Source organism: Bacillus haimaensis, assembly GCF_048270625.1.
Classification (GTDB): Bacteria; Bacillota; Bacilli; order Bacillales; family Bacillaceae_I; genus Sutcliffiella_A; species Sutcliffiella_A haimaensis.
Window position 1 is genome coordinate 179130 of sequence record NZ_CP158164.1, and the last position, 22433, is coordinate 201562.

6 protein-coding genes and 1 other RNA gene are annotated in these 22433 nt (G+C 42.1%); all 7 read left to right on the forward strand.

The window, feature by feature from the left end; translation table 11 throughout:
• Positions 1-22: 22 nt before the first annotated feature.
• Complete coding sequence (gene rnr, locus ABN702_RS00850) at positions 23-2395, forward strand: ribonuclease R (protein WP_417898995.1); 2373 nt, start codon at positions 23-25, stop codon at positions 2393-2395.
• A gap of 99 nt (positions 2396-2494) precedes the next feature.
• The gene (gene smpB, locus ABN702_RS00855) at positions 2495-2962 is read left to right on the forward strand and encodes an SsrA-binding protein SmpB (RefSeq protein ID WP_204412412.1); all 468 of its coding nucleotides are present in this window, start codon (positions 2495-2497) and stop codon (positions 2960-2962) included.
• 173 nt (positions 2963-3135) lie between these two features.
• Positions 3136-3501: a transfer-messenger RNA gene (gene ssrA / locus ABN702_RS00860) on the forward strand.
• Between the two features lie 254 nt (positions 3502-3755).
• On the forward strand, positions 3756-4640 hold the full coding sequence (locus ABN702_RS00865) for a glycosyltransferase family 2 protein (RefSeq protein ID WP_417898996.1): 885 nt from the start codon (positions 3756-3758) through the stop codon (positions 4638-4640).
• 22 nt (positions 4641-4662) lie between these two features.
• Positions 4663-6093, forward strand: coding sequence for an oligosaccharide flippase family protein (locus ABN702_RS00870; RefSeq protein ID WP_417898997.1), 1431 nt, complete (start codon positions 4663-4665; stop codon positions 6091-6093).
• Between the two features lie 198 nt (positions 6094-6291).
• Positions 6292-11421 (forward strand): cell wall-binding repeat-containing protein, encoded by a 5130-nt coding sequence (locus ABN702_RS00875; protein WP_417898998.1) that lies wholly within the window; start codon positions 6292-6294, stop codon positions 11419-11421.
• 338 nt (positions 11422-11759) lie between these two features.
• Positions 11760-22277, forward strand: coding sequence for a carboxypeptidase regulatory-like domain-containing protein (locus ABN702_RS00880; protein ID WP_417898999.1), 10518 nt, complete (start codon positions 11760-11762; stop codon positions 22275-22277).
• Positions 22278-22433 lie beyond the last annotated feature (156 nt).

Genomic DNA, 22433 nt, shown 5'->3' on the forward strand with positions numbered 1-22433 from the left:
TCTGTAAAGGAGGGACATATATATGGAAGAAATAATTCAGCAGCATGTGGATAAGCTTTTGTCCTATATGAAAGAAGAGGCATATAAGCCATTGACGACCCAGGAGCTGGAAGAGGCTTTTGGAATCAAGGATTCCGAGGAATTCAAGAATTTTGTGAAGGCTTTGGTTCATATGGAGGACCAGGGGCTTGTTGTGCGTACGAGAAGTAACCGTTACGGACTTCCGGAGAAGATGAACCTTATTAAGGGTAAGGTGATCGGCCATTCGAAGGGCTTTGCGTTTGTGATGCCTGAGGAAGGGGATATGGATGATGTATTCATTCCGCCTACCGAGTTGAATAATGCGATGCATGGGGATATTGTTCTGGTCCGAATCAATCGGAAAGCAAATGGTGATTCCCGCCAGGAAGGTACCATCATTCGCATTGTCGAGCGTGGAGTAAAGGAAATCGTCGGTACATATACGGAAAGCAAGAACTTCGGCTTTGTGATTGCGGATGATAAAAAGATTGCCAACGACATTTTCATCCCGAAAAGCGCAACGAACGGAGCGGTAGAAGGTCATAAGGTAGTCGTTAAGCTTGTGACGTATCCGGAAGGGCGTTTAAGTGCCGAGGGAGAAGTAATCCGAATCCTTGGCCATAAAAATGATCCGGGTGTGGACATCCTTTCCGTCATTCATAAGCATGGCCTGCCGCAGGAGTTTCCGAAAGAAGCATTGGATCAGGCAAATGCAACACCTGATGAGATTGACGAAAAGGATATCGGGGACCGTCGTGACCTGCGCGACCAGATGATCGTGACGATTGATGGTGCAGATGCGAAAGACCTGGATGACGCGGTTACGGTGACGAAACTGGATAACGGCAACTACAAACTTGGTGTGCATATCGCAGACGTTACACATTATGTAACTGAAGGCTCAGCAATCGATATGGAAGCACAGGAGCGCGGGACGAGTGTGTATCTCGTGGACCGGGTAATCCCGATGATTCCTCACCGTCTATCCAATGGAATTTGCTCCTTGAACCCTCAGGTGAATCGATTTACGATTTCATGTGAAATGGAATTGAACAATGCTGGGGAAGTCGTCAAACACGAAATTTTCCACAGTGTAATCAAAACAACGGAGCGTATGACTTATACCGATGTGAATAAAATCCTGGTCGATAAGGATGAAGCGCTGATTGAGCGTTATGAACCTCTGGTTCCAATGTTCCAGTTGATGGAAGAGCTGGCTGCTGTACTGCGCAAAAAGCGTATGCTGCGCGGTGCCATTGATTTTGATTTTAAAGAATCCAAGGTCTTGGTGGATGAAGAGGGAACTCCTACTGATGTCGTCCTTCGCGAGCGTTCCGTTGCGGAAAAGTTGATTGAGGAGTTCATGCTGGTGGCCAATGAAACGGTTGCCGAGCATTTCCACTGGATGAATGTGCCGTTCATCTATCGTGTCCATGAGGATCCGAAGGAAGAAAAGCTACAGCGTTTCTTTGAATTCATCACAAACTTCGGCTATGTGGTAAAAGGGAAAGGGAATGCGATCCACCCACGTGCACTACAAGAGGTTATCGAAGCAGTACAAGGAAAGCCGGAGGAAATGGTCGTATCTACTGTCATGCTCCGTTCGATGAAGCAGGCAAAGTATGATGAAGAGAGTCTGGGTCACTTTGGTCTAAGCACCGAGTACTATACGCACTTCACCTCTCCGATTCGTCGCTATCCGGACTTGATTGTCCACCGTCTGATCCGAACGTATTTGATTCAAAAGAAGATCGATCAGAAGACGCAGGAGAAATGGAGCGAGAAGCTGCCGGAAATAGCGGAGCATTCTTCTAACATGGAGCGCCGTGCAGTAGATGCCGAGCGTGAAACGGATGATTTGAAGAAATCCGAATACATGCTTGATAAAATCGGGGAAGAGTATGATGGAATCATCAGCTCCGTCACCAACTTCGGGATGTTCGTCGAGCTTCCGAATACGATTGAAGGACTGGTCCATGTCAGCTATCTGACGGACGACTATTACCGCTACGATGAACGCCACTATGCGATGATCGGGGAACGTACGGGCAAGGTGTACCGAATCGGGGATGAGATCTCCATCCGTGTCGTGAATGTGAATAAGGATGAGCGTTCCATCGACTTTGAAGTGGTCGGGATGAAAGGAACCCGCCGTCCTGATACGAAAACGGCACCAAGGGTCATTCAGAGTGGAGACCGTAAGAAGCCGACAAAGGGTCGCAGTCAAAAGCGTAAGCAAGAAAGCGACATCAATGATATTGAAATCGGTTGGAGCACGCAAGCTCCTGGCGGTAGCAGCAAAAAGAAGAACAAAAAGAAACAGTTCTTTGAGAATGCGCCTAAGCAAAAACGTACCAAGAAGAAAAAGAGATAATACCGGAAAGAAGGAGAGCCAGCAGTACGGCTCTTCTTTCTTGTACATAACCATGAATTTTGGTAAAATATTCACTACCGCAAGAAGGGGGAGAACGCTATGCCAAAAGGGGAAGGCAAGGTTATCAGCACCAACAAGAAAGCCAACCACGATTATTTTATCGAACAGACATATGAAACTGGCATGGTTCTGCAGGGTACAGAAATCAAATCCCTGCGAGCAGGACGCGCCAATTTGAAAGACTCTTTCGCACGCGTTCAAAACGGCGAAGTGTTCCTTCACAATCTTCATATCAGTCCATACGAACAAGGAAACCGCTACAACCATGAGCCGTTGCGTACAAGAAAGCTACTTCTCCACCGCAAACAGATCAACCAGTTGATCGGATTGACGAAGGAAGAGGGATATGCGCTTGTTCCTTTGAAAATCTATCTGAAAAATGGCTACGCAAAGCTGTTGATCGGTTTAGGTAAAGGTAAAAAGAAGTATGACAAGCGGGAAGACTTGAAGAAGAAAGAAGCAAAACGTGATATCGAGCGCGCATTCCGTGAGCGTCAGAAGGAATAGTATAGGATATTTTACAGTAACTTACAATTGCAAAGTTATGTGAGTATGCTATAATAAGGTTGTCGCTGAAACGGCGGCACTTTGATAATTGAATAGCTAACTTGTTAGCTCATTATCTTTCCCGTAGAACCTCGTTGTTGTTGACGTAAAATCTCAACAGACATTTATATCGAGGGGACGTTACGGATTCGACAGGGATAGTTCGAGCTTGGGTTGCGAGTCGGGGGGATCGTCCTCGTCAACAACGTCAACGCCAATAATAACTGGCAAAGAAAACAACAACTTCGCTTTAGCTGCTTAATAACAGTCTATAGCGGTTCCTCCCTCCATCGCCCATGTGGTAGGATCAGGGACTCACTCTAAGTGGGCTACGCCGGAGATCGCCGTCTGAGGTCAAAGGAAGAGAACAATCAGGCTAGCTGCCAGGATGCCAGTCAATAGGCGGAATGTCCAGCGAAATACTAATATATTGACTACACTCGTAGACGCTTAAGTGGCGATGTTTCTGGACGTGGGTTCGATTCCCACCGTCTCCATATTCTAGAAACTAGTAAAGACCTCACTTTTTAGTGGGGTCTTTTTTCGTATTTAAATATCCCGTGGCTTTGGTTTCATTTAGCATAGATTGTATAACTCTTGAGAAAACTTAAACTAATTCTTCCATTCCTATAACACATGTTCGTAGCTATGCCTATAATCCTATATTAGGACAAACAATTAGAAAAATTGGATTATCAAATTAATACCCTGTATAATGTGTTTCTATGGAATTCAGAGAAAAGGAGCTAATAATATGAATGCGAAACCTTTCTTCTCGGTTATTATTCCGACATATAACCGTTCAGATATTATGAAAGAAGCAATTGAAAGTGTTCTTCAACAAACATACAATGATTTTGAAATAATTGTTATCGATGATCATTCGACAGATGATACTGAAGCTGTCGTGAGAGGACTTGGTGACGACCGGATCATTTATAAAAAGAATACTCGAAAAAAGGGTGGCGGAGGAGCTAGAAATGAAGGCATCTTTACCGCATCTGGCGAATGGGTAGCTTTTTTAGACGACGATGATGTATGGGTTACGAATAAGCTCGATTTATTTTATAAAAAGATTAAAGAGTCTGATGGTGAAACCGGGTTAGTTTACTCTGCATTTACGTATTATGATTTCAAAAATAAGGTAGAACTTAAGACTAATGCATATGGGAAGAAGGGTTGGATCCGTAATGACCTTTTGTATACCAATTGGATTGGAACATATAGTGCTGTAGCCGTTCGCTCAGATTTATTACATAGTATCAACGGGCTGGATGAAGACTTTTCTTCCTATCAGGATTTAGAGTTGTATGTACGTATTACTGAAGTAGCCAAAGTGGAATACATTCCTGAATCTCTGACTCTATATCGAGTAGATAATCTGGATAATATATCGAAGAGTTTTGATAAGAAATTATCGGGGAATCTCAAATTTTACAGTAAATACAAAGAGGATATTCATAAGCTACCTAAGGTACACCACCGTGTAAGGTCGCAGCTGTTCTTAAATGCGCTTGGTGCGAAAAATTGGAAACTTGCCATTCAATCAGTACCTTGGACATTGGCGGGTATTGTGCTGGATCCCAAAAATATACTCATCACAACTAGAACGTTAGCAAAGAGACTGAGTTCTAAGTAGGAAAGAAAAAGGGGACCAGATAATGTTATCAAAGCATGCAGCTGCGTATTTACTATCCCATGGCGTACCTTCGCTGATAGGGTTTTTAAGTATTGCGGTATACACAAATTTGCTTAGCCCCGCTCAATATGGTGCATATGCGTTGATATTTGCCATAGCAGCAGTAATGAATTCCTTTGTTTTTGAGTGGTTGAGATTAAGTTTATTAAGATTTTACCCGAAGTATGGGCAAACACCACAAGTGATTGAGACAATTAAAATTTCTTTTATTGGAATCATGATTATTACTGCAATTTTAGCTGTGTTCACTCTTGTGTTTTTTGGGAATGAGCAGATATCTCCTGTATTTATGGGGTTTGTCCTGCTGCTTTCGTGGTCACAATCTTGGAATAGCATGAACCTCTCATTAGCTAGAGCGGAACTCAAACCGATGAAATATGGAGTTATTGCCTTTACCCGGGCGATACTTGGGTTTATTTTCGGAACGTCCCTTATATATTTTGGTTTTGGGGAGCATGGATTATTATTGGGGATAATTTTCGGTTTCTGGTGTGCGATCTTTTTTCCTACATTCAAAACCTGGAAATTCAAGCTGGATTTTAAAGAATTTGATAAATCAATGATTAAAGAATTTGCTCGATATGGTACACCACTTACGTTAACCCTTTTGCTTGGTGTCATTATTCATAATTCTGATCGTCTTATCATTGAATATCTACTAACAACAAGTGACACAGGAATTTATTCTGTAACATATGATCTGACGGAACAATCTGTATTTACGTTGATGATGATTATTAACTTGGCAGCATTTCCTATCGCAATGAGAATGATGGAAGATAAAGGGGAAGCTGCTGCGTATGAACAGGTAAAAAAGAATATTAGTTTGCTGTTCTTTATTGCCTTGCCTGCAGCCGGTGGATTTATTGTACTAGCACCTAACATTACAAATTTATTGTTAGGGGAAGCATTCCGAGCGGATGCATTACAGCTAATTCCATTTATAGTGGTCGGTGCATTGTTAAAAGGTTTCAAGTTATATTGTGTGGATATTATGTTTCACTTGAAGAAGAAAACTGCACTACAGATAATTCCGGTTGTTGTGGCTGCGGTTGTGAATGTAATCTTGAATTTCTTGCTTATTCCACACATGGGGATAGAAGGTGCAGCCGTTGCAACAGTAGCGGCATATCTAATTGCTGTAGCGAGTGCGTGGATTCTTGTTCATTATCAAATTGACCCAATCCCATTTCCCTTTGCAGATTTTATGAAAATACTTTTATCTACATTGATGATGGTCTTCGCACTCTGGTGGATGAGAGATTTCCTTGGATTGGTGATGATCATAGTTCAAGTTATTACAGGAGTAGTGGTTTTTATTCTTGCGGCTCTCCTATTCAATGCCTTGTCTATAAGGCAGTTAGTAATGAAACGATTAAAAGAAATGAACTAGATATTAATAATAGTCTTAGAGGGGTGTCTGAATTTTAGACGCCTTTTTTTGTTGCTAAAGAACTGATTTTTGTTTTTTTAAAAGACGCAAATTAGTCTGATATGCCTAATTATATTTTAAATATTTAAAATAAAAGGAAAATTTAGAAAAATGTCAAAATAATAGTATTGATGTTGAAAAAATAGAGGAGTGTGTTAAGTGAAGCGAAGGAGAAAAATTAGAAAGCCTTTGATTGCGTCGCTCTTATCCTTTTTCCTAATTTTTAGTACAATGATTGGTACTGTTGGGGCAAGAGGAGCGAATGAAGCCGAGATATTTCTAAAGTCCAAGGATGGAAATCAGAAAGTAACGGTAAGTGAAGAGGTGACAGAAGCTTTTAGGGAAAATGAATATGTCGAATTGTTAGTTGAAATGAAGGATCAAGTAGATACTACAGCAGTTGCAACCCAAGCGAGGGAACAGATGAAAGCTATACAACATGTTTCTCCCTTCCAACAAAACCTCCAGACTCGCTATGCAGTTGTTGACGCATTAAAATCCACAGCAGAAATCACACAAAATTCCTTACTTCAATCGCTAGAAAAGAGTGAACATGTAAAAGATGTGAAAAGCTTTTACATAATGAATGTCGTATACGTGAAAGCAACAAAGGACGTTTTAGAAGAGTTGAAAAATCATCCGGAGGTTGCAAGTGTCAGGCTTGACTCCAAGATTAATATTGATTGGCCGGAAATGTCTTCAAGCGAAATGGAAGAAAATATTCAGCAAGCTATGGACGAGAGTTTCATGCAAGAGGGCGATAGCAGTATAGAGTGGAACATCAATCAAGTAGAAGCCCCTAGAGTATGGAATGAATTTGGAATTGATGGTAGTGGGGTAGTAGTCGGGACGATTGATACAGGTGCCCATTGGTCCCATGAAGCCCTAAAAGAAAAGTGGCGTGGGTATAATCCTCTGGATCCCAATAACCCAAACCCTGTAGGAAATTGGTTTGATGCAGTTTCGAATCAAAGTATGCCTTATGATCTCGCTTCTATTCCACACGGTAGTCATGTTTTAGGGACAATATTAGGTCAGGATCCTGCCGGGAATAACAAAATTGGTGTCGCTCCAGGTGCCAAGTGGATTGCAGCTAGAGCATTCACGGAACAAGGTGGACAGGATTCCTGGCTGCTAGCCGCAGGACAATTCATGCTAGCGCCGAATGGAGATCCAAATTTGGCTCCTGATATTGTAAACAATTCTTGGGGAGGCGGAGCCGGCTTGGATGAATGGTATCGTCCGATGGTCCAGGCGTGGAGAGATGCAGGTATCCTTCCGGTATTTTCAGCAGGAAATGCGTATCCGAATAAAGTAAGTGCACCCGGGAACTATCCGGAAAGCTATGCTGTCGCAGCTACGGACAGTCAAAATAGGAGAGGAAGCTTCTCAAGTGTAGGTGCGGGCCCTTATGCGGATGATCTTAAACCAGATATTGCTGCACCCGGTGTTAATATTAGATCTTCCGTACCAACAGGGTATGAAGGCGGTTGGAATGGAACCTCCATGGCGGCTCCTCATATTTCAGGTGTTGCAGCGCTTTTACGATCAGTTGACGCATCTTTAACGGTAGATCGCCTTGAAGGGATAATCAATGAAACGGCGATTCCACTTACAGATAGCCAATATCCGACGGCGCCAAACCACGGATACGGGAATGGACTGGTAAATGCGTACGAAGCGGTTGCTTCTATAGCTTCCGGTATTGGTGGTATTTCAGGGCAAGTATTGAAGCAGGGAGTGGATGAGGAAGCTCCGGTTATCACGCACAAGCCTTTCAAGTTTGGTTATAAAGGTTTGGATGTCGTCCTTGATGCACAAATTACCGATAATGTTTCAGTCGTTCAGGCAGATTTATACGTAAGGCAGGATGAACAATCAGATTGGCAAATCGTGGAGCATACACGGACTTCCGGAGACTTTATGAATGGAAATTATCAAGTGGAAGTACCAATGGAATTTGTGAATGATCCAGGCTTTCAATATATGATCAAAGCGGTGGATTTCAGTGGGAATGAAGCTGAGACGGAAATATTCGATGTGGAAATCAGCTTTGGGATAAATCCGAATGAACCATTTGAATTTAATTTTGAACACTATTTAGATGGAATGCTGCTTTATGGTGATTGGGAATGGGGAGCGCCGACTGTTGGAACAACCCCAAGGAGTGGAGAAAATCTGGTAGCTACTAAGCTGACAAGCAACTACTCTAATAATTCGAATAGTTTGCTGCAGTTTCCACCAGTGGACATAAGGAACGCAGAAAATGCTGCGCTTTCCTTTAAGCATTGGTTTGATATTGAGTATACCTATGACACGGCTAAAGTGCTGGTTACAAACGATATTGAAAGTGACGAATGGTATGAAGCAGCTACATTTACAGGAAGGGAAAGAACATGGGAAGAACTTACGGTAAACCTGGATCAATTTGCAGGCTCTGAAAATCAAGTGTTTGTCGCACTACTATTCACCTCTGATGATAAGATCAATCATGCTGGTTGGTATATTGATGAGTTGTCCATCACTAGTAATACGGTAGAAGCAACAGAGCTGTCTGATACAAAAATAACCGTAGATAAGGCGAACTTCAAACCAATCCAGGAGATGGAAAATACCAGGGCGGTTACTAATAATCAGAGCGGATTGCCAGTTGAAGCATTTGTCACTGTTGTGGAAACAGGTAGAACCGTAAAGACTAGTTTGGAAGATGGATCCTACCATATTCTGCATCGACCTACACCTGAAGGAGAAACGTACACACTGCGAGTAGAGTCTTATGGATATTACAAGCAACAGGAAGAATTTGTGCTGCAGGAAGAAGAGATAATTGAGAAGAATTTCTTGTTAGCTGAGATTCCTAGAGGAGAAATTTCATTAAATGTGGTGGATATAAGGACACAGGAAGCCATTCATGGTGTTAAGGTAAAAGTTTTGGAGGATGGCAGACTTCCTGTGGCAGAAACCGATGAGAATGGAAATTATACCTTTGCGGATGTATTGGAAGGAACCTATACTTTAAGTTTATCCTTACCGAACTACCAGCATAAGAGTCTTACAGTGGAAGTTAATGGTGGAGAAAGCTCCATTGTGCCAGTGGAATTAACGCCATTTCCAGGTCAGGCTATTTCCTACGATGATGGAACTGCAGAAAATGCAAAGGCTTACTATAGTGCAGGGTATGGCTTTGCTACAAAGATGACACCTGAAAAATCAGCAAAATTAGCCGGCGTCAGCGTCTACTTATGGGAAGCGAACTGGCCAATGCCTGGAGGTAATCAGTTCTCCGTTGCAGTTCATGAAAGTAATGAAGATGGGAATCCAGGAAAAAGAGTTGTTGCCCCGACAACGGTCAACGGTGAAAGGGGTCAATGGAATTTTGTGGATTTAAGCGAATTCGATTATATGACCGATAAGGACTATTTTGTAGTCGTTCTTCAAACAGGTGACTTCCCAAATGTTCCGGGAGTGGGGATTGATGAAAGTTCACCTTTTGCAGATCGTTCCTATCAAATGGACAACACGGGTGTGTTTTCCAAATTAGGGTCCTCAAATGGAAACTTCATGATTCGGTCCCATCTGTATTATATGTTAAATGCACCGACTCTGAACGGATATCTTGAAAACGTACATTTAAATGAAGAAACGTATTCCATTTCTGGTACTGTTGAAGAGGATGGAATAGTGAATATTTATAATAACGACGTCCTGGTAACTACAACAGAAGCTGTTAATCAGGAATTTGAAGTGGAAGTGGATATAAATGAGGGAGAGAATAAATTTACAGCCACAAGAACAAATGGAGAAGTGGAATCTTCCCCATCCAACCCTCTAACAGTAATAAAAGACGCTGTAAAACCAAATGTTTCTATTGACTCTCCTGAAAATGGAATGTCAACAAATGAACAGAACATTACTGTAACCGGTTCTGTAATCGATACTTACCTTGATACAGTGTTCATTCAAGGTGAAGAGGTAACAGTAAATGAAAATGGCAGCTTTAGTCATGAAGTGCAGTTGAATGAAGGATTGAACGAAATCGTTGTGGAAGCAAGGGATTTAGCTGGAAATGAAGAGATGGGATCAATTGAAGTCTACTTGGATACAGTTGCCCCTGTAATAAGTGCTATAAGTCCTTCGGAAGACATTTACAAGTATCCAGGAGATAGCATAAAGATTTCCATCACAAGTGACACAAGAGGCGGTAAGGCTAATTTGATCATTAAAGATGAAACAAATACAGTTCTCGAGGAGTTGGTCATGGAAGAAGTGGAGCCTTTTGTATATGAGGTGAATTGGATGGTTCCGATTGATGCAAGCTTCTCCAGTGCCAAATTCTCCATGGAACATGAAGATGTTGCTGGGAATAAAACTAGTGTGGAAGCGAAAGGTTCACTCAACCTGATTCATGAGAGAGTGGATAGGCTAAGAGGAAAAACCAGGTATGAAACAGCAGTGGAAATTAGTAAAGAGGGCTTTGAGTCAGCAGATGTTGTAGTTTTAGCCAGAGGTGATTTCTATGCAGATGCGCTAGCTGGAATACCTTTAGCCCATGAGCTTGGAGCACCTGTTTTATTAACGAAAACAAATAGCCTAATTCCGGCTACAAAAGAAGAAATAGTACGTTTAGGAGCGGAAAGAGTAATTATCTTAGGAGGAAAGTCAGCTGTTGACGATAGTATAGCAGAAGAGTTAGATGGGTTAGGGGTAGAGGTGGATAGAATTTCAGGACCAACCAGGTACGATACTGCCGCCTTGATTGCAGAGCGTTTAGGATCTACCAATAAAAAGGCTGTTGTGGTAAGCGGTGCTAACTTCCCGGACGCTCTATCAGTAGCTTCATTTGCAGCAAAAGAAGGCACACCGATACTGTTAACACGTACAGATGAATTGCCTGAAGCGACAAGTAGGGTGATGGAGAAATTTAAGGTTGAAGAAACTGTGGTAATTGGTGGAACAGCTGCCGTTTCGGAAAAAGTGAAAAATTTGTTGCCAAATGCGGTAAGAGTGAGAGGCCGCGATCGATATGAAACGAATATTAAAGTATTTGAGCATTTTAAAGCAGGGGGAGATCATTACTTTGTGGCAACTGGTAAACAGTTTGCAGACGCTTTAACGGGTGCAACCTTGGCTGCAAAGAATGATAGTGGAGTGCTACTTGTGAACGAAATTGTTCCTTCTTTGATGAAAGAGTATATAAAAGATAATGAAATCTATCGCTTCACTATCTTTGGTGGAGAGGCTGCCGTTTCAAAAGAAGTAATGAGGGAGTTGGAAAATATAGTTAGGTAATAATGAAAGTGTGCTCCAAAAGATGGAGCGCACTTTTTTCTTATATAATCCAAATTTACCATTTATTAAATATTTTAAATATTGCATAAACTTTTAGTAGGATATTCTTTTCTGTTGTCGAAATAACAAGTTGAGATGAGTATGTTTTTCCTTATAGCATTCACCATGTAAAGTTTTTCTACAAATGAAGAGTTGTTTCTACATCCTGATTTGTCATCATTCTTCCTTTCAATCAACTAGAGCTAATAAGAGATTAACTGTTTTAGTTTAGCTGAGTGATGGAAAGGGGGATGCAGGAATCTAGTCTTCTTTTAGAAAAAATTGGGGGTGCGAAAGACTTGAGTACATATTACTCGAAGAAAAAACGGAAATCTATTTCACTGTTTATGATTTTTCTGCTCATTACCAGTTTATTATTACCGAACATGGTCGGAGCCGAGATTCCTAATGATTCCACCAGGTTGACTGTCGAACAAGAAAGGCAATTGGAAAAGGAAAGAGAGAAAAGCGTTCAAAATAATTCAGAAGAAACGAATGGGGAAGCTTCAGAAAATGGGATTCCAAGCCTGCTGGATGGAATCGACCTATCTTCTGAACCTGAATATGATGAAGATGATTTTGTAATGGAAGGGAAAGTAGAAACAGATATTATCAATGAACTAGATTCTGAAGGATCGGTCAATGTCATTATCCGTTTACAGGAATCTGTTGATATGAAGGAATTATCGACTACTGTTTCTACACTTGAAAATAAAACGGATCGCGTAGGTACAGTCATTGATGAGTTAAAAAGTGTTGCCAAAGCTTCTCAAAGCAAGCTATTGCAACAATTGCAAGATTTAGAGAGTAAAAAGATGGTAAGTAATATCCAATCGTTTTGGGTAATCAACGGACTCTCCGCAACCATCAATAAAGAGGCATTAGAGACTATTGCCCAAAGAGAAGATGTGAAGCGTATTACGTTGGATAGGGAATTTCAAGTTCCCGAAGTACTAGTGGAAGATTCCCCTCCGCGTCTACCGGAGTGGGGATTGGAAAAAATATTTGCTCCAAAAGTATGGGGGGAATATGAACTCCAGGGTGAAGGCGTTGTGGTTGGTATCATGGATACTGGTGTTGAAGGAGAACATGAAGCGCTCCAGCATAACTACCGTGGCCGTGATGGAAACCATCAATATTCCTGGATTGATTTATCAGGATCTGAATACTCTTCCCCGAAAGATGGCCATGGCCATGGAACGCATGTTGCCGGGACTGCAGTTGGTGGCGGAGCAGGGGAACCGATCGGGGTCGCCCCGGGTGCTGAGTGGATAGCTGCCAAGATCTTCAACGATTCAGGCGGTACAACTGCATCCGCCATTCACCAAGCATTCGAATGGTTTTTAGCTCCTGGTGGTGATCCAAGTAAAGCGCCTGATGTGGTCAATAATTCTTGGGGAAGTGCCGATACTTATCGTACTGAATTTTTAGAAGGGGTACGTGCATGGGTCGCAGCTGGAATATTCCCTCTTTTTTCTGCAGGAAATGAAGGGCCAGGCGCTCAAACCATAGGATCTCCGGGAAGCTTTCCCGAAGCTTTTGCGATCGGGGCATCCGATATAAATGATCAGATTGCTTCATTTTCAAGTAGAGGTCCAGTTTCTTGGCCAAATGAAAATGGAGAACAAGTGCGATACATTAAGCCTGAGGTAACCGCTCCGGGTCATCAAATATATTCATCATGGCCAGGTGGAGGCTATAACACGATAAGTGGAACATCCATGGCAGCTCCTCATGTTACTGGAGCGATTGCACTTATTTTACAAAGCCAGCCTGATTTGACCATTGATGAAGTTGCTGATCTTCTGGAAAGAACAGCGCGGACAGAAAGTCATATGGGTACGCTACCAAATGATAATTTTGGTCATGGTATTGTCAACGTGTACCAGGCTGTGACAGAAGCAGCGTACGCGGGAGAAATCCGGGGGACCCTGAAAGATAAAGAAGGCAATCCGATTGCAGGTGAGATCTTCCTTCCAGAAGAAGACTTGCGCATAGAAGTAAAAGAGGATGGCCAATTCAGCTTCAAGGTTCGCGAAGGCACGCATGACGTGGAAGTCGATTCCTTTGGGTTCCATGCTATAACAGAAACCCTGGAAGTGAAAAAAGGCGAGGTGCTGGATAAGGCATGGGCACTGGAAAAGGCAGAAAGATTCAATGTAGAGGGAACCGTTAAAAATACAGATGGTGAACCTGTCCCTTATGCTTATGTTCGAGTAATGGATACGCCACTGGAAACAGTAAGGACAAATTCAGAAGGAAAGTATCTGATTGAAAGTGTCCCGGAGAATGAATATACGATCGTAGTGACCGGTCAGGGGATTAAACAAAAGTCTGCAACAATCTTGGTAAATAAAAATACAACCGTTGACTTTGAGGTAGCTTCCACGAAAATCACCGCACTGGATGATTGGGCTACTTCCAAAAATAATTTCTCAAGGAATGCAGTGACCTCTGCGGAAGTCGATGCAGAGAAATTAGTATCTTCCTGGTTTTATGAGTCAAGTGGACAAGTATTATTCAGTTCACCTGTTATTGCGGAGGGTAAAGTAGTATTCACCACCGACCGCGGATATGTGGAGGTTGTGGACCAACGCACTGGGGAAGAATTATGGTCCATCAGGACAGGTAATACAAACCGTTCCACTCCGACAGTTGTCGATGGTGTCGTTTATGTGGCAGGTGGTTCGGATAGTAAGATTTATGCTATTGATTTAGAATCAGGCATGACAAAATGGACAGCGAAAGTTGATTTTCCGGCAATTTATGAAGCACCGATTTACCATGATGGGATCCTATACATCACTTCTTACATGGAAGCGGACGCAAAAGCAGTTGCGCTTGATGCGGAAACTGGTGAGATGGTATGGGAAAAAGCTGTAGGGGATGGGTCTTTCTTCGGCGGTGCCATAGGTGAAGGGTTGTTATATGTCGGAACGTATGAATCTAAACATTTAACCGCACTTTCGCTTTCAGATGGTTCTGAGCAGTGGAAAGTAGCTTTGGAAAAAGAAGGATTCGCATCGAGTCCGGTTTATGTGGATGGGGTTGTTTATGCAGTAAGCGTAAACTTCAATAATCAATCAGGTACATTAAATGCCTTCGATGCTGCCACTGGTAATAAATTGTGGAGTGCAGCAGATATAGGTGATACCCAGGCTGGTTCTCCAATTGTATATGATGACCTTGTCATCATCGGCTCTTCTGTAAAACCAGTTGTCAAAGCGTTTAACAAAACTTCTGGTGAGCTTGTTTGGGCTACGGATATCGGAAGTATGATGGTGAATAGTGGAGCAGTGTCTGGAAATGGCTATTTATTTGTCACAGATCTTTCTTCCAATCTCCAAGTGCTCGATGTATTTTCTGGAGAAAAACTTCAAACCTATAATCTGAAAAACGTAAGCACTTCAGGGGTTGCCATCACTGATGGCCAGATTGTGGTAGCAGATCATACAGGAGTATCAAGCTTTGAAGCGCCTGGTTTGTTATCCGGTTCTGTTACAAATGCTGACGGAGAAGGGGTTCCAGCAAAAATAACCATCGTTGGAACAGGAAAGTCAACTGAAGCAGATGAAAATGGAAACTATGCGATAAACATTCAACCAGGTACCTATGATGTGAAAGTTGCTTATTACGGACTCAAGCAGATTGTAGAAAAAGTTACATTTGTCACAGGCTATGACATTCAAAAAGACTTTGAACTTGAGCCGGCAGCACTTGGGTCATTTTCAGGTGATATTAAAGATAAGAGATCTGGACTTCCACTCGATGGTGTATCCATTAAAGTGAATGACACACCACTTGAAGCTAGTTCAGATAAAGATGGAAAATATAATTTTTCAGAAATATATGAAGGAACATATGATGTGCAATTCTCCTTGGCAGGGTATGTAGATCAAGTACTTCAAGTAACAGTCAAGGCAGGGGAAAATACAGCTGTACCATTCGAAATGACACCTGTGGACGTTGTCGTTTTGGATGACTACAATGGAGAAATTGTCCGCTTCTTGAACAATAATAACATCCCTGCTGAAGAGCGTGGATGGGATGTCATCGATGAAATTGGCAGCTATCAAGTTCTTTACATGAATGGTGCCTATACTTCGATGGGGGAAAGACCAACAGAAGAAAAATTTGAAGAGCTCGTTTCCGCAGCAGAGGAAAAAGGAGTCAGTGTTGTATTTGCAGATACATGGGGCATCAGTTATGGAAGCTTGAGACACCTTTGGGAGTTCAGGAATGACCCGGCACAATATAACTCAGATTACGAAAGTGCAACAATCCGTTTACGTGTGGATGAAGAGCATCCAATAATGGCAGGTTTGGAGAAAGACAGCAATTACGATATCCACTCTAACGGAGATTTTGCCTGGTTTAATCAATATTCCGGCCGTCACTTGGCAACAGTCGGAAGCACGAGAGTCGGATTTGTAGGGTCGGGTGTAGCGTATAAAGGCGTTTCAGTAGACAGTGCACATTTACTTCTTTCGACTCATGCAGCTTCTCCATGGGTATCTCCATTCAATGGTTGGTTGCCTACACAACAGCAAATCTTGTTGAACGGTATCAATTATGTGATGGATGCTGAATTTGGTGGGATTTCCGGTTCTGTTGTCGATGCAGACGGCAATCCATTGGAAGTAACCGTAGAGGTTGTGGAAACTGGTGTATCCACAAAATCAACCGATGGTTCTTTTGAATTGTTCCATGATGAAGGCTCATATACGGTTGCATTCCGAAAATCCGGATACGCCATGCAGGAAGCGACAGTCGAGTTCAAAAATGGAGAGCCGGTAATAAAAGATGTAACGATGGAAGTATCTAATAGTGGTACAGTTTCCGGACAAGTTACGAATAAAATTACTGGTCAGGCAATACCATATGTTGAAATCAACTTATACGACGAAGAGAACAACCTCGTCGCAGAAGAAGTAAGCTCCATCAATGGTGCTTATGAAATAACAGGTTTGAATGAAGCAGCATATACGCTGAAAATAGTGCTGCGAGACCATGTAACCTATACACAAACCATAAATGTTGCAGGTGAACCTATTCAGTTGGATATCGAGATTTATCCTTCACCTGAAGTAGGGATCATTGGGGATGGATCGTTTGGATCCTTGAGAGATTTACTGGCGGAGGACGGAATAGAAGCGACAAACTATTCTTCAATCAGTAATATCTTATCTGAATTGCCTAACTTGGATGTCGTATTCTTTAATGATCAATCCACAAGCAGTGTGACATTGGAAGTTTTGGAAGGATTCCTTGCAGAAGCAGACAAGCATGAAGTAAGTGTTATCTTTGGTGATAATTATTGGTCTGGATCAGGGTTGAATCATCTTGTGAACAGATTCAAGGATCCGGAGTCACGTACACAACATCGAGACTACAATAGCTCGGCAGGTTACGAAGTAATTGAAGAGAATCCTATTTTTGGAGACTTGAAGCCAGGGGATTTTGTTGACATCCTATTACCGAACCGCAGTGATGTTGCTTCTTTTGAAGGCTATTCAGGCTATCCTTTAGCATATATCAAGCACGAAGCACATGAAGATGTTCATGGCTTAGGTATTGGATATAAACCGAGAACAGCTACAAGCATGGAACTGTTAATGGGTGGGCATGGTATTTCCTTTACTCATGACAACAGGCATTACACGGAAAATGGAAAGGATATATTCGTTAAAGCCTTACTATGGGCAGCTTACGTTGAATACAATGCTATAGAGGGGTATGTAACGGATGAAGAAGGAAATCCTCTTCATGCAAATGTCAAAGTGAAGGGCGAAGGGTTAGGTTCTTGGACAGACCCTGAAACAGGCTTCTTCAGTATTGCGGCATTAGATGGTACCTATGAATTGGAAATTGAATCATTCGGCTACCAAACGCAAACAAAGTCTGTGACATTGGATGAAAACTTAGAGCAGTTTACAGTAGAAATGGCTTCACAGGAGAACAACGGCTCGTTAGAAGGGAAATTCTTCGATGAAAACACACTAGAAGGAATCCAGGGTGTCCACATTGAGGTAGAAGGATTACCGAGAGAGGCGACTACAAATGTCAGCGGAACCTTCACTATTGAGCATTTGGAGCCTGGTACCTATTCTCTGATTGTAAACAAGGAAGGATATGTCCTTCAGGAATTTGATGTAGAGATCAAAGACAAGGAAGCAACTGTTTTTGAACGAAAAATGAAGCCATCTCCAACAATCGGAGTCATTGTTGATGGGCAGATCTCTTCAGTTGTTGATTTGAAGGAGTATTTAACTCCAAGAGGGTATATAGTGGAGGATCTCTATTATACAGACCTGGACAGAATCGCTGATTATGATCTGATATTTGCGAATTCAGATTATAACAATAACTTAAATCCTGAAAAGCAGGTATTCCTAGACTTCATAAAAGAACTAGACCGGACTGAAACTCCTGTCATTTGGACTGGTAATGGAGGTCCAAGAGGAAGTATTCGTTTCCTAGTGGATTATCTGGGAGATCCGGCTATGGAGCATATGGGCAGTACACCGTCCTCACAGAAGGCATCGACTGTAAAGGTTATTGAGGACCACCCATTGTTAGATGGTGTCAAAACAGATGAAAATGGTCAATTCGAATTTGAAAGCAGATATTATCACGGATTTGAAGGATATACAGGGAAAACAGTAGCGACAGTATCCCATCCTGGCCAAGGGGAACTTGGAAGTTTCGTGGCTTATGGTGGACGTACAATGAACAGTGTGGAAGTCCTATTATCCAATATGACATTCGGATATGGTTTAACAGAGAACGGCGAACCGGATGAAAATCGTGGGCGTATCGTAAATAACGCTCTGACTTGGGCCCTCGATAATAAAGAGCCGTTGGTCGGGGAAATACATGGTCAAGTGAATAACAATTTTGACCGCAGTGTTTTCTCTACCGTTACCGTACAGGAAACAGGATATACATTCCAAACGGAACAGGATGGTTCATTCTTCCTGGCGCTTGACACAGGCAGATATACGTTGAATGTGGAAGCTTTCGGACATGAATCAGAAAGCTTTGTAGTGGATGTGGTACGTGGAGAAAGCAAAGAGCAGACATTCGTACTGACATCTGACAATGCCGGCCTCATTAAAGGGCAGATAAAAGCAGAAGACACAAACAGTGGTCTGGAAGGTGCGAAAATCCAGTTGGATGGAACTCCTTTACAGACAACAACAGATAAAGATGGGTACTATGAACTGCAAGCTCCAGCTGGCGAGTATCAGGTCCGGGTCACTGCAAACGGATATACTCCTCAAGTAGTACCTGTTGTAGTGGAAATTGATCAAGAAGAAACATTGAACTTCACATTAAGTATTTCCGAAAAGATTGCTGTAGTCGGAACAAGTCTTAATGCTGGCAGGTTCGTAACCGTGTTGGAGCAGCAAGGGTACGAAGCCATACCATGGGTTAATACAGAAACGGATCAACTAATGGAAGAATTAAGTGAATATGCGCTTGTAGTCTTTAATGATCGACATAGTTCGAGCATGCCGGAAGCTAAGTTTAAAGAGTTTGTAGATTTAGCTGACAGCTTCGGAATCAGTATGATTTTTACTAGCCAATATGCAAGTGGAACAATTCGTGAATTACGTGACTTTTATCAAGATCCAGTTTCGGTTACCCAAGGCTTTTCACCAGGACATGTTAATTACACTGTTTTGGAAGAGCATCCAATCTTTGCTGGATATGAAGTTGGAGATGTCATCCGCATTTTGGACAGGGGTGATGCGAATCAACAATGGTCCTATTTCTCCGAGTATAGCGGAACTAAAATTGCTGATTTAACGCATGATACAAACGGGACTATTGGTGGAGGAGTAGCTTACAAATTTAGAACTGCAAACAATGTTCACGTTTTATTATCCAGCATACATGCTGGAGCATACGGGAATCCAGAGACTTTATGGACAGATGATACAAAACGTATCTTTACAAACGCGGTTGACTGGGCAATTTCAGCCAGTCTAGGTGAAATCACTGGTACAGTCAAAGATAAGGAAGGAAATCCTATAGCTGGGGCGACCGTATCCATTGAAAGCGAAGGATTGAGCACAGAGACCAATGGAGAAGGGCAATATCGCCTGGGTGTAGGGGTAGGAAGCCATGAAGTGAAAGTTCAAATCCCTGGGTTCGTTCCACAGACTGGAACTGCATTAATCGAGGAACTTGGCCAAGCAGTCGAATTGAACTTTGAAATGGAAAAGACAGACCGCATGAGTGTCACCGGTAAAGTAACAGATACAGAAGGCAATGGACTGGAAGGGGCAAAAGTTACCCTGACAGAGAAGACCGGCCTTTATGAAGAAACAGTAGAAACGAACGAAGCGGGAGCTTATCAATTTGATGAACTTCTTGCCGGTGAATATGAAATTAAAATTGAAGTAAATGGCTATCAAACAGTTACACAAGAGATCATCGTTAAAGAAGGAGAAAATGTTGAATTAAACTTTAAGCTAAGTGACTTCAACATTGCCGTTCTGGGAGATATTCAAACTTCCATCACGGACTTCCTTGAAGAAAATGGCTTAGCTGCACAAAAACGTGATTGGGATATTGTTGACGATGTTTACAACTATGAAGTAATAGTAGTAAACACAAATACCGGAACGGAAGAGCAGCTACAAAAACTTATTGATGAAAGTAATGAAAATGAAACAAGCTTGGTGTTTGTAGATACTTGGGGTGTTGATGGCTCCATACAGCTACTGGAAAAAGCCTTTGGAAGTCCTGTTCGAGCAGAACACGGTTATAACGAAGGTGCCATCTATGTAGATAGACAAACAGATCATGAAATCTTCTCAGGATTAGATGAAGAAAAAATCAAGATCCATAGTGAGAAGAGCCCTTACGCTACATTCGAAAACTATGAGGGTATTACACTAGCGAATCTGGTTGTGGATGAAGAGGATAAGGGAGCGACGATCGCTTACGATTTCCAAAGTAAGAATCATATGCATCTATTACTCTCCACATACGCAGTAAACAATATGATCAGTCCGAAACAAGGATGGACTGAACAAGGGAAACAGTTATATCTTCAGGCAATCGAATGGGCAAGAGATGGAGTGCAAGAATTACCGGCAGCTCCGGTATCAGATGAAGAAGAAATCATCTCAACGGATGGAAAAGTGACCTTGACTGGTACAGGAGAATATCGAAGTACTGTCACGATCCATCACGGAGAAGAAGTGCTTGCAACAGTATTACCAGAAAAGGACGGCTCTTTCAGCGTAGAGATACTAGATTTGGTAGATGGCAGTTATGAGCTTGTTTTAAAAGCAAACAATTTTGCCGGGGAAGTGAATGCCGATAAGAAGGTTACTGTTATTGTGGATACAGAAGGCCCGCAGCTGGAAGTAACCTCTCCTGTTGATAACATGGTAACCGGTAAAGAAGTGGTAGATGTAAATGGAACTGCAACTGATGCAAATTTAGATCGGATTCTAGTAAATGGTGAAGAAGTAGAAGTGAAAGAGAATGGAGCGTTCTCTACTAGAATAGTTCTAGAAGAAGGAACACATACGGTTAAAGTGGAAGCTTTAGATTCAGTAGGAAATGTGACAACGCTGGAACGAACTGTAACGGTAAACCTAAGTTCGCCGGTGATTACAGACTTAAAGCCATCTTCGGATCTTTATGTAAAACCTGGAGACAAGGTGGAAGTATCCTTTAGAAGTGAATCTGAAGGCGGAACTGCAAGCTATTCCATTAAGCTTCCTTCCCATATCTCTACTCAATCTTCTTCTGGTAATGCAATGGAAGAAGTGGAACCAGGAGTTTACAGAGGAACATGGACCGTTCCAACCAATGTAGACCTACAAGGTGCTATTATTGAGGTGGTATTAACCGATGTGGCTGGAAACAAAGTAGTGCAAGAAGCCGCTGGTAAACTGTTTATCTCACAAGAGCAATTAGATCGTATTTCCGGTCAGACCAGATATCATACTGCAGTAGAAACTAGCCGCAACGGCTGGACATCCTCAGACATTGTAGTACTAGCTCGTGGCGACGACTATGCAGATGCATTAGCTGGAGTTCCGTTAGCTCATAAACTGGGAGCGCCGATATTGCTTACAAGAAGCGAACAATTACCAGATGAGACGATGGAAGAAATTATTAGATTGAGTGCTGGTAGGGTGATAATTCTAGGTGGAGGCAGTGCGGTAAGTCATGATATCTCTTCCAAACTGGAAAGTGAAGGGCTAGAGGTAACTCGAATCGCTGGATCTGACAGATATCATACTGCAGCACTAATCTCTGAGCAAGTAGCTCCAAATGGAGCAGATACAGTTGTGGTAGCAAATGGTAAAAACTTCCCTGATGCACTTTCTGTTGCAAGCTTTGCGGCAAGAGAAGGTTTGCCAATCTTATTAACGTCAGCTGAAAGATTATCTGAATTTACTACGGATGCAATCGATGCGTTAGGAGCATCAGAAAGCATTGTAGTTGGTGGATATGCGATGATCCCTGAAGAGATTGCCGATCAGTTGCCTTCGGCTAGCCGTTTACGCGGAAGAGATCGCTATGAAACAAATATAGAAGTAGCGAAAGCATTCGGGGTATCTAGTAAGCATATGTATGTTGCTACCGGAAAAGGATTTGCTGATGCATTGACTGGAGCGGTTTTAGCTTCGAAAAATAACAGTGCTATCATACTGGTTGGTGATGCTGTTCCGACTGTAGTTTCTAGTTATATGACAGAACAAGGAGTCAAGCAAGTAACTATATTTGGAGGACAATCAGCCGTAAGTGAAGCTATTGCAGCATCACTAGAAAAGATAATCGAATAACGAGCTAGACTTAGTGGGCCCATCTTCATGGAAGGTGGGTCTTTCTTTTTTCATAAATAGGGTGTGGATTAAACATTGCAGCAATAAAACAGAGAAACAATAAAAAGTTAAATCAAGAAAATACTATCTTTCAACAAATATTTTATTTCCACTTAA